Genomic DNA, 11,086 nt, shown 5'->3' with positions numbered 1-11,086 from the left:
TTTCTGTGGTCTTACTACTAGAGTGACCTAATAATTCTTGTATGTATCTTAAATCGGTACCACTTTCTAATAAATGCGTGGCAAAACTGTGTCGCAACCAATGCAAAGTGGCAGGTTTTGTAATTCCTGTTTTTTGTAGAGCTTGTTTTAGTATGAGTTGTAAGCTTCGGGCATCATAAGGTTGTCCTTTGATTTGTCCTTCGAATAAGTAAGTAGTTGGTTTGTGTACTTTATAATATTCTCGAAGCATTTCTAAAATTTTTGGAGATAAAGGAGCAATGCGGTCTTTTTTGCCTTTTGCATTTTTGAGTAAAACCAAATTTCTTTTAGAATCGATATGAACGGGTTGCAATACCAATAATTCGCCACAGCGCAATCCACAACTGTAAATCAAACTTAATATTGTTTTGTGCTTGAGGTTAGAATGTGCATTTAAAATTAATTTAATTTCTTCCTTACTCAATACATTTGGTAAAACTTTAGCTCGTTTTGGACGATGAATTTTATCTACGAGTATCTTGGTTTCTCGAATAGTCTGAAAAAACAGTTTTATAGCATTCACAATCTGGTTTTGATACGAAGCCGAAAGATTATTCTTCAGGACATACTCATTGTTGTAAATAATTACATCTTCATTATCAATTTCGGCAATTGGTTTTTCTCTATAAAAAACCAAGAAGGATTTCAAAGCTTCGCTATAGGTTGTTACTGTGCTTTCACTATAGCGTTTGGAACGCAAAAAGTGCTTAAATTTTTCTATTTGTGCCATTCCTTCTATTGATGGAAAGGAATGGGCGAGTGGAGCAATTTTGAATCTTTCTCGGTTTTTTTCCGTATCCGGAAGATGCCAAGCTAAAAGGGATTGGCTCCAGCGTGCTCCATCAATTTGTTTTTAAAATTTGAAAAGAAGGACTTGATGATTTTGTGCGTTTGCGTGAGGGATGGAAGTGGAGCTCTCCCGATTTTTTATCGGGAAGCGGGAACGTACAGCCCGACCTCGTTGCCAAACTAAATTTCCAATACTTATAAACGTTGTGCAACGAGGGCACGCCCATAAAAAAACGACTAAAGATTTCTCCTTAGCCGTTTGTATATTTGTTTTTGAAAGTTTATCCTAAAAAGGCTTTCAATTCCTCATACGTTTTAATTTTAGTGCTTACTTTTTCTTTGTTCAGTACGCTTTCTATTTGCACAGGAATTGGTAAAGTTACTCCTAAAGCTGGTTCCACCACGTCTAAGAACTTGATAGGATGAGCCGTTTCTAAGAAAACTCCAATAGCGTTCGGGTAGTTTTTCAATTCTTTTTTCAATCCTAAATAACCAACTGCTCCGTGTGGTTCGGCAATGTAACCATCGGTGTTGTAAATGGTTTTCATAGCTGCCAGAGTCTCTTCGTCAGTATAGGTATAAGAAGAAAAGTCTTTTTTGAACTGCGCTAAATCGTTGCCGTACATTTCCTGAATTCGGATAAAGTTACTTGGGTTTCCTACATCCATTGCATTAGAAATGGTTGCAATAGAAGCTTTTGGATCATAAATCCCATCGACTAAAAATCTTGGTACGGTATCATTTACGTTCGTAGATGCCACAAAATGTTTTACGGGTAATCCCATTTTCTTAGCAATAATTCCGGCACAGATGTTTCCAAAATTTCCGCTAGGGCAGGAGAATACCAATTCTTTGTTTTGAGATTTCAACGCTTTGTAAGCAAAAAGGAAATAAAACATCTGTGGTAACCAACGTGCAATATTAATCGAGTTAGCCGAAGTCAGGTTTTTATGTTTCAGACTTTCGTCCAAAAAGGCTTTCTTCACCATGTCCTGACAATCATCAAAAACTCCGTCCACTTCCAGTGCTTTGATGTTTTGTCCCAATGTAGTTAATTGTCTTTCCTGAATATCGCTCACTTTTCCGGAAGGGTATAAAATCACCACTTCAACTCCCTGAACTCCTAAGAATCCGCTGGCAACAGCACCTCCGGTATCTCCGGAAGTCGCTACCAAAACAGTATTGGTATTATCTTTTTTGTCTTTGTTGAAATAACCCAGACAACGCGACATAAAACGCGCTCCTACGTCCTTAAAAGCCATTGTTGGTCCGTGGAATAATTCCAGCGAATAGATTCCGTTTTCAACCGGAACAACCGGGAAATCAAAGCATAGAGTTTCGGCAATGATTTGTTTTAATGTTTCTGTTGGAATTTCGTCACCTACAAATTGCTGAATTGCTTCAAAAGCAATTTCTTCGTGGCTTAAGTTTTCAATATTATCAAAAAAAGATTGCGGAAGCGGCGTAATGCTTTCCGGAAAATACAATCCTTTATCAGCTGCTAATCCTTGTATTACGGCTTCCTGAAAAGAAACTTTAGGTGCGTTATGGTTTAAACTGTAGTATTTCATTTTTATAGTGATTAGTGATTAGTAACTGGTAATTAGTACAAATACACATCATTAATTATTTATTATTCTGTTTTAGTTTTAGGTAGTAAGTAATTAGTTTAGACTATTCACTAGTTACTGTTCAATAGTAACTAGATAACTTTCATTCCTGTATCATTCACCTTGCACACATGGATTTCATAAGGTAAATTCATGGTGTCATAGACTTTGCTCATCCCTTTGGCGATTTTTTCGGCGGTGGCTGCCCCTCTGCTTAAAGCAAAAATAGAAGGACCGGAACCGGATATTCCTGAACCTAAAGCACCGTTTTCGTAGGCTGATTGTTTGATTAAATCAAATCCCGGAATCAATACGCTTCGTAACGGTTCAACTATTTCGTCATGCAAGGAACGCCCGATTAATTCGTAATCCTGCGTGTACAATCCTGCTACTAATCCGCCCACATTTCCCCATTGCGTAATGGCGCTTTTAAGAGAAACGGTTTGTTTTAATACCGAACGGGCATCAGATGTTTTTAATTCAATTTGTGGATGAATTACCGTAGCATACAATTCGTCCGGACTGTCAATTTTGATAATATCCAAAGGATTGGAGCTTCTTACCAAGGTAAAACCTCCCAATAGGGCAGGAGCAACGTTATCAGCATGGGCATTTCCCGAAGCTAGTTTTTCACCTTGCATCGCAAATTTTACCAATTCTTTTCGCGTAAACGGATTGCCTAATAATTCATTGGCAGCAAAAACGGCTCCTGCTGAACTCGCAGCCGAACTTCCAATTCCGCTTCCTGCTTTGATGTATTTGTATATTTCAATTTCGAAACCAAAATCGGAATCAACTTCTTCCAGCATGGCTAATAAAGCGACTCCGGCAACGTTTTTCTCGGCTTCCAAAGGTAAATTAGCCCCCTCGATTTTAGTGATGCGAACGCCTTTTTCAGTCGTTTTTCGAACAATCATTTCGTCACCTACATTGTCCAGACACAATCCCAGAACGTCAAATCCGCAGGAAAGGTTGGCAATAGTTGCAGGGCAAAATACTTTTACTTCATTCATTTTTTTATAGTTTCTAAGTTTCTAAGATTCTAAGTTACTAAGTTTCTAAGCTTTTTTTAATCTTAGCAACTTAGTAACTCAGTTACTTAGCAACTCCTTTTAAACATTTCCAATTCTGATTACATCGGCAAAAATTCCCGAAGCAGTAACCGCTGCACCAGCACCAGCCCCTTTAATTAATAAAGGTTGGTCCACATAACGATCTGTAAAGAATAAAACGATATTGTCTTTTCCTTCTAAATTGTAGAATGGATGGTCTTTTGGGATGAATTGCAGGCCTACGCTAGCTTTTCCATTTTCAAATTGAGCCACAAATTTCAATCTACTTTCTTTTGCAATGGCTTCCGCCAAAATACCTTCAAAATGACTGTTATATTCAATTAACGATTTGAAAAATTCTTCGTTATTAGCAGTATCCATACATTCCTTTGGTAAGAAAGCCTGGTTTTCAATATCTTCAATTTCCATTTTGTAACCGCTTTCGCGAATTAAAATCAGGATTTTACGAGCTACGTCAATTCCACTTAAATCAATTTTTGGATCTGGTTCTGTAAATCCTTGAACTCCTGCTTCTTTAACCACATCATGGAACGAATTGTCTTTGTCGAAATTGTTAAAGATAAAGTTTAAACTTCCGGATAAAACTGCCTGAATCTTATGTACTTTGTCTCCTGAAGCGATTAAGTTTTTTACGGTATCGATAATTGGTAATCCAGCTCCCACATTGGTTTCAAATAAGAATGGCGCATTGTATTGACGAGATAATTTTTTCAGGTTTTTGTAATTGTCATAAGCAGAAGCACAGGCAATTTTGTTACAGGTAACCACGCCTACACTTTGTTTTAAGAAGTGTTCGTAAGTAGCAGCAACATCAGCATTCGCAGTGATATCTACAAAAATAGAGTTGCGTAAATTTAAGGCCGCTACTTTTTCGATAAACAATTCTTTGTTTGCTGTTTCTCCATTTTCTAAAGTTTTTTGCCAATTGTCTAAATCAATTGCATCTTCATCAAAATGCATTTTTCGGGAGTTAGACATAGCAATCACGCGAACGTTGATTTTTAGATTTTCTTTTAAGAATTTCTTTTGCTGGTGGATTTGCTCGATAAATTTTTCCCCTACATTCCCCACACCCATCACAAACAGGTTCAGTTGTTTGGTATTTTCTTCAAAGAAATTTTCGTGCAAAGTGTTCAATGCTTTCTTAACGTCTCTTTCGTTAATTACAGCCGAGATATTTCTTTCCGAAGCACCCTGAGCAATCGCTCTGATGTTTACGTTATTTTTACCCAGAGTACTAAACATTCTTCCGCTTAATCCCTGGTGATTTTTCATGTTTTCGCCCACTAATGCAATAATGCACAAGTTTTTCTCTACAATGCATGGATCGATTTTGTTTTGGGCAATTTCGATTTCAAATGCTTTGTTGATGGCATTTTCGGCAACTTCGGCATCAGAATTTAAAATTCCGATACAGATTGAATGCTCCGAAGAAGCCTGAGTAATGAAAATAACATTGATACTTTCATTCGACAACACTTCGAAAAGTCTTTTAGATGAACCTGAAACACCAATCATTCCTGGTCCTTCAAGAGTTACCAATGTGATGTTTTCAATATGGCTGATTCCTCTTACTGGATTCCCATTTGATACAGAAACATTAGAAATAAAAGTTCCTTCGGCTTCTGGTTCAAAAGTATTTTTGATATGAATTGGAATGTTTTTGGTTAAAACCGGCTGAATAGTTGGCGGATATAAAACTTTGGCACCAAAATGCGACAACTCCATTGCCTCTTGGTACGAAATAGTAGCAATAGGCTGAGCTTGTTTTACAATTTTTGGATTCGCAGTAAACATTCCGTTCACGTCAGTCCAGATTTCCAGTTCGCTGGCGTTTAATGCTCCGGCCATAATAGCTGCAGTATAATCGGATCCACCACGACCTAAAGTAGTATTGATATCATCTAAAGAAGAAGCAATAAAACCAGGCATTACTACAACCTGAGACTCATTGGCACTAAAAAATGCAGTAGTTAATAAGTTTGTTGCTTCAAAACTTACCGCTGCTTTTCCGTAATTGTTATTGGTTTTAATCAACTCCCGGCTGTCTTTGTAGCTGCTGTTTTTTAGATTTTGTTTTAATGATTCGGCAATAATATAAGATGAAAGTAATTCGCCAAAACTTAAAATAGTATCTGATGTTCTAGCTGATAATTCGCCAAGAAGAAAACAACCGTCTAAGATAGTTTCTAAGTGGTTAATGATTCTTTTGATGTGACTTAATAGACCGCTTTGTTCGCTTACAGGAATTAATTCTTTTAAAGCGTCTAAGTGTTTTTTCTCGATTTCAGCAACGATATCTTTGTAAGTTTCATCATTAGAAGCTGCTTTTGAAGCTGCTAATTGCAGCAAATCGGTTACTTTACTAAGAGCAGAAACTACTACAATCAGTTTGTCATTTTTAGCTTTACTGAGAACAATATCTAGAACTAATTTTATATTTTTTGCATTGGCAACCGAAGTTCCGCCAAATTTTAATACTTTCATTTTGTTTGTTTTATTTTAAAAATGCAATACTTTATATACACCCAGTTACTTTCTTCTAATAAAAAAGCATGTATAAATTCAGGATTATATGTAATGATAAATACCCCTAAGGGGTAGTAGTAGTTGCAACAGAAATTGTAACCCAAATTTGAGTTGCTATCGGAGAGTGATATATGATTCTGTTGTCTTTCATAAGAGTTCCCAAAAATACAGTTTTTTATAAAAATCAAAAACCTTTCTCCGGTTTTTGTGAAAAAAAATTAAAAAAGAGCAAATATATGTTTTTACTGCTTTTAATTATAGAGATTTCTGTTGAAATTTTTATAAATAAGCTGTTTTTTGTGAAAATAACTTGGTCGGATTTATTCAAAAATAAAAATATTGAAATACTTATTTATCTAAAAAAGATTTAGACCGAATATGTTTTACGGTTTGATGCGCTTATTTTTGTTTTTAGGAATTTGCTAACTCATCCGGTTTTAATTTTGAGATAAAGCAGTTTTTACGCACATTGTATGCTGAAGTGTTTTCTGATTTGGTTAATTTTTTATTTAAAAGAGTACAAATAGTCGAAAAAAACTGTTGCAATGCAGGATTAATTTTTGAAATAACTTTAACATCAAATAAAAAAAAGTATTTTTGCTATCTAAAAAATAAAGTAAAAAATGTCAATAAACAGTATTTTCCAATTTTTAGTACCGAAAGATAAAAAATTCTTTCCACTTTTTGAAGAAGCTTCCAGTAATTTGATTGAATTAGCTTCTAATTTGCACGAAGCAGTAAATCTTCCTCTGAAAGAAAGAGAAGTTCTTTTTCAAAAAATAGACGAATTAGAACAAAGAGGAGAAGATATTACCCGTCAGACAAATTTAGAATTGAGCAGAAACTTTATTACTCCCTTTGACAGAGAAGATATTCACTCTTTGGTAACTTCTATTGACAATGTTGCAGACCGTTTGCACGGTGCATCCAGTATTATGAGATTGTATCAGGTAGACAAGATTACAAAGTCTATCAGAAAACTGACCGAGATTAATCTTGAAGCTTGTCAAAATATTGAAATTGCTGTAAAAGAATTAAGAGATTTTAAAAATGCACACAAAATTAAAGCGGCTTGTGCTAAAATTTCTAAGTTAGAAAATAAGTCTGATAATGTTTATAATAAAGCCGTTTTTGAAATTTTTGAAAACGAAACAGATGCTAAGAACATCATTAAATATAAAGAAGTATTATCAATTCTGGAATCTGCTACTGATAAATGTAAGAGTGTAGCCAGCGTTCTGGAATCTATTTCGGTTAAACATTCTTAAATTTAATTTATTCTTCTGAAGAAATAACACATGACTTTACTTATAACAATTATAGTTTTAGCTCTTATTTTTGATTACATAAATGGTTTTCATGATGCTGCTAATGCTATTGCAACAGTAGTTGCTACTAAAGTACTGACACCTTTTCAGGCAGTTGTTTGGGCTGCTTTTTTTAATTTTTTAGCCTATTGGGTTTTTGGTTTTGGAGTTGCAGATACTGTAGCAAAAACGGCACACACTATTGATATTAATTTAATTGTAATTCTGGCGGGAGTCATTGCGGCCATTTGCTGGAATTTATTAACCTGGTGGTTGGGAATTCCTTCAAGTTCTTCTCATACATTAATTGGCGGATTTGCCGGAGCCGCTGTTGCTCACGCTATTTATATGCATGGTTTCTCTGATTATACTGTTGTAGAAGACGGAGTAACTATTACTAGACACTGGTATAATATTGTAAACTGGTATGATCCGGGAAAACCGGGCGGATTGCCGACAGGAGTTATTATCATTATCGCTTTTATATTTTTGGCACCATTAGTAGGAGCAATTGCTTCTTACTCTATTTCGATATGGTTATTAAATGCAGCAAGAAAAAGTATTTACCCAAAGATTTTTACAGTAGCATTAATGATCGTTACGGTTTGGTTTGTAAGCCACATGATGATTAATGATATTGGGAAACCCAGGTTTGAATCTCATTTTTGGAGTGTAGCTTTTGAGCCTCATAATATAAAGTGGCTTTTAGTTGGTTTTATTGTTTTGTCAATAAGTGCTTTTTGTTTAGTGTTTAGCAGTTTGAGCCATCATCAGTCAGAAAAAATGCTGAAAAAAATGCAGTTGTTATCATCAGCGGCTTTTAGTTTGGGTCATGGTGGAAATGATTCTCAAAAAGTAATGGGTATCATTGCAGCAGCAGTAATTGTGTATGTAAATAAAGAAGGAGTAGCTTTGGAAGAAATGCCTGCCTGGTTACAAGTAGCACTTCCTGACGGAGAAACACCAGGAATCATGCCGGAATGGATTCCACTTGCCTGTTATTCAGCTATTGCGGCCGGAACATTGAGTGGAGGATGGAAAATTGTAAAAACAATGGGGTCTAAAATCACAAAAGTAACTTCTTTTGAGGGGGTTGCTGCTGAAACAGCCGGAGCTTTGACTTTGTATTTTACAGAACATTTAAAAATTCCGGTTAGTACCACTCATACTATAACAGGTTCTATCATCGGTGTTGGTTTGACTAAACGTGTGTCTGCAGTACGATGGGGAGTGACCGTTAGTTTAATTTGGGCATGGATTTTAACTATTCCTATTTCTGCTCTTTTAGCAGCTATTTGTTACTATGTTTTGAATCTTTTTCTGTAAAACAAAATCATAAATTCATAAAGCCATCCGCTACTTCGGATGGCTTTTGTGTTTTTTAGCTTTAAATTATGTTGTATTTATTATTAAGTGTTATTTGTAGTGTTTCTGTAGGTGTGATTTTTAAAATTGCCCGTCAATCATCAGTGAATCCAAAACAAATTGTGCTGTTTAATTATCTTTTTGCGTTTTTACTTTGTTATGTGGTCTTTTCTCCGGACATGATAATAATAACTACAGAAACTCCATTTGTACTCTATGGAAGCCTGGGAATTTTACTGCCGCTTGTATTTTTGTTTTTGATTGCTTCCATCAAAAATATTGGAATTGTAAAAACAGATGCTGCACAAAGATTGTCATTGTTCGTTTCAATTCTGGCGGCCTGGCTGCTTTTTAAAGAAGTATTTTCGATTACAAAGCTAATTGGAATCATAATAGGATTTGGAGCTTTGTTTTGTGTGTTGTACAAGACTGATAATTCGGAAAAAGCGGATTTTAAATATCCTGTTTTAGTCTTTTTAGGTTTTGGTATTATTGATATTTTGTTTAAGAAAGTAGCGGCTTTTACCACTGTTCCCTACACAACATCTTTGTTTGTGATTTTCGGAATCGCTTTGCTTTGCATGCTGGTTGTAGTGCTTTATGAAAGATTTTTTATAAAGAAACTTTTTAGTGTCAACAACCTGTTTTTTGGGTTTTTAGTTGGATGTTTTAATTTTGGAAATATATTATTTTATTTAAAAGCACATCAGGAATTCTCCACAAATCCTTCGACTGTTTTTGCAGGAATGAACATGGGAGTTATTCTGTTAGGAAGTATAATTGGGGTGCTTGCTTTTAAGGAGAAATTATCAAAACTTAATTATGCAGGACTGTTGTTGGCACTATTTTCTATACTTTTTATTGTTATTTCAGCTTAAGATTTGTTAGGATCTAATTTGAAATTTTTTTCAATAGCCTTAATCATTTCCCCTGCGATGTCTTTATTGGTTGCTGTTTCAATACCTTCTAAACCGGGAGAAGAATTTACTTCGAGCAATAAAGGTCCTTTTGAAGATCTGATAATATCAACACCGGCTACTTTTAAATCCATTGCTTTTGCAGCTTTTACTGCTATTTTTTTCTCTTCAGAGGTCGCTTTGATAATAGAAGCTGTTCCGCCAAGATGGATGTTAGCTCTGAATTCTCCGGGCATAGCTTCCCTTTGAATCGAGGCGACTACTTTTCCATCAATTACAAAACAACGAATGTCTTTACCATTTGCTTCTTTAATGAATTCCTGAACTAAAATATTTGCATTTAAACTTTTAAAAGCATTGATAACACTTTCGGCAGCTTTTTTTGTTTCGGCAAGAACCACACCTTTTCCCTGAGTGCCTTCAAGAAGTTTTACAATTAACGGTGTACCACCAACCATTTTTATCAAATCATCTGTATCTAATGGGGAATTGGCAAATCCTGTAGTGGGAATACCTATTCCGCTGTGTAATAACAGTTGTAAAGAGAAAAGTTTGTCCCTGGATTGCGTAATGGCTGTTGATGAATTTAAGCAAAAAACATTTAAGGCTTCAAACTGGCGTGTTAAAGCACAGCCATAGAAAGTTATACTTGGTCGGATTCGGGGAATAATGGCGTCAAATTCATTTAAAATTTTCCCACCACGATAATGGATTTCGGGTTTTTTAGCATCCAGTTTGATATAGCATTCTTTGATGTTCAGGAAATGCATCTCGTGACCACGCATTTCTCCGGCTTCCATGATTCTTTTATTGCTGTATAATTCAGGGTTGCTTGCCAGTAAGCCAATGCGTAATCCGCTTGGAGCTTTCTCAGAGTTTTTATAAATTTCTTTTAAAGTATCACTTGTGGGTTGTCCTAATAAAAATTGTTGCGCCGGATCAACTAATATTCTTCCGCTCATCGCTTCACGGCCTAACAGCATACGAAACCCCATTGTATCTCTGTTAGTTAAAGTCATTTCAATAGGCCATGTAGTTTCTCCAATTTTTAAATTGGTTTGGATAACATAACGCTGTTCTCTGAATCCGCTTGAACTTTTTACAATCCGCTTGTCTATCAAAGGGGCTTCACAGTGAATTATTGTTTTAGAATTGTTCTGTATGGGATTAATGTCAAACTTAACCCAGTTTGCGTCATTTTTGATAAAAGGTGCTATATTGATGGCGTGCAGGGCAGAAGTTTTTGCCCCTGAATCGACTCTGGCTTTTATGGTTGGAATTCCTAGTTCTGGAAAAGAGCACCATTCTTCACTACCTACGACAACTTTATTCATTATAATTTTATTGGTTTAGTCTGTTTTTTTAAACGCCAAATGTAGTTATTTGTTGCTGAAATAAAAGGAAATTGTGTTAAAAGAATAAACCCGTTAAGTTAAGAAAACATAACGGGTTTATAG

At 35.5% G+C, this 11,086-nt stretch carries 8 protein-coding genes; 3 read left to right on the top strand and 5 right to left on the bottom strand.

Going from position 1 to position 11,086, the window contains the following annotated elements; genetic code table 11:
- The 4 genes from ACSV4D_RS12515 to thrA form a co-directional block, all read right to left on the bottom strand.
- Positions 1-769: tyrosine-type recombinase/integrase (locus ACSV4D_RS12515; protein WP_439228528.1), on the bottom strand; the 769-nt coding region annotated here is incomplete at its 3' end.
- A 340-nt stretch (positions 770-1,109) separates the two neighbouring features.
- On the bottom strand, positions 1,110-2,399 hold the full coding sequence (gene thrC / locus ACSV4D_RS12510) for a threonine synthase (protein ID WP_439228527.1): 1,290 nt from the start codon (positions 2,397-2,399) through the stop codon (positions 1,110-1,112).
- A 131-nt stretch (positions 2,400-2,530) separates the two neighbouring features.
- Positions 2,531-3,451, bottom strand: a complete 921-nt coding sequence (locus tag ACSV4D_RS12505) for a homoserine kinase (protein ID WP_439228526.1) — start codon at positions 3,449-3,451, stop codon at positions 2,531-2,533.
- 99 nt (positions 3,452-3,550) lie between these two features.
- Positions 3,551-5,998: a bifunctional aspartate kinase/homoserine dehydrogenase I gene (gene thrA, locus ACSV4D_RS12500; RefSeq protein WP_439228525.1), complete on the bottom strand. Its 2,448-nt coding sequence runs from the start codon at positions 5,996-5,998 to the stop codon at positions 3,551-3,553.
- A gap of 665 nt (positions 5,999-6,663) precedes the next feature.
- Here thrA and ACSV4D_RS12495 point away from each other — a divergent pair.
- From ACSV4D_RS12495 to ACSV4D_RS12485, 3 genes are all read left to right on the top strand, one after another.
- Positions 6,664-7,308, top strand: a complete 645-nt coding sequence (locus ACSV4D_RS12495) for a DUF47 domain-containing protein (protein ID WP_408079510.1) — start codon at positions 6,664-6,666, stop codon at positions 7,306-7,308.
- A gap of 30 nt (positions 7,309-7,338) precedes the next feature.
- A complete protein-coding gene (locus tag ACSV4D_RS12490; protein ID WP_408079508.1) occupies positions 7,339-8,673 on the top strand; it encodes an inorganic phosphate transporter in 1,335 nt (444 codons plus the stop codon).
- 68 nt (positions 8,674-8,741) lie between these two features.
- A complete protein-coding gene (locus tag ACSV4D_RS12485) occupies positions 8,742-9,590 on the top strand; it encodes an EamA family transporter (protein ID WP_439228524.1) in 849 nt (282 codons plus the stop codon).
- Here the strand turns inward: ACSV4D_RS12485 and rimK are convergent.
- On the bottom strand, positions 9,587-10,969 hold the full coding sequence (rimK, locus tag ACSV4D_RS12480) for a 30S ribosomal protein S6--L-glutamate ligase (protein WP_408079755.1): 1,383 nt from the start codon (positions 10,967-10,969) through the stop codon (positions 9,587-9,589). The genes ACSV4D_RS12485 and rimK overlap by 4 nt on opposite strands.
- Between the last annotated feature and the right edge of the window lie 117 nt (positions 10,970-11,086).

It is taken from the genome of Flavobacterium sp. ARAG 55.4, from assembly GCF_051846875.1.
GTDB classification, from domain to species: Bacteria; Bacteroidota; Bacteroidia; order Flavobacteriales; family Flavobacteriaceae; genus Flavobacterium; species Flavobacterium plantiphilum.
Note: the sequence above shows the minus strand (reverse complement) of the source record. Positions and strands in the feature narration are given on the sequence as shown.

Bases quoted from the DNA above. Each gene is read 5' to 3' on its own strand.
- ACSV4D_RS12485 (WP_439228524.1), top strand. From the start codon at position 8,742: ATGTTGTATTTATTATTAAGTGTTATTTGTAGTGTTTCTGTAGGTGTG.
- thrA (WP_439228525.1), bottom strand. From the start codon at position 5,998: ATGAAAGTATTAAAATTTGGCGGAACTTCGGTTGCCAATGCAAAAAAT.
- ACSV4D_RS12495 (WP_408079510.1), top strand. From the start codon at position 6,664: ATGTCAATAAACAGTATTTTCCAATTTTTAGTACCGAAAGATAAAAAA.
- ACSV4D_RS12505 (WP_439228526.1), bottom strand. From the start codon at position 3,451: ATGAATGAAGTAAAAGTATTTTGCCCTGCAACTATTGCCAACCTTTCC.
- thrC (WP_439228527.1), bottom strand. From the start codon at position 2,399: ATGAAATACTACAGTTTAAACCATAACGCACCTAAAGTTTCTTTTCAG.
- ACSV4D_RS12490 (WP_408079508.1), top strand. From the start codon at position 7,339: ATGACTTTACTTATAACAATTATAGTTTTAGCTCTTATTTTTGATTAC.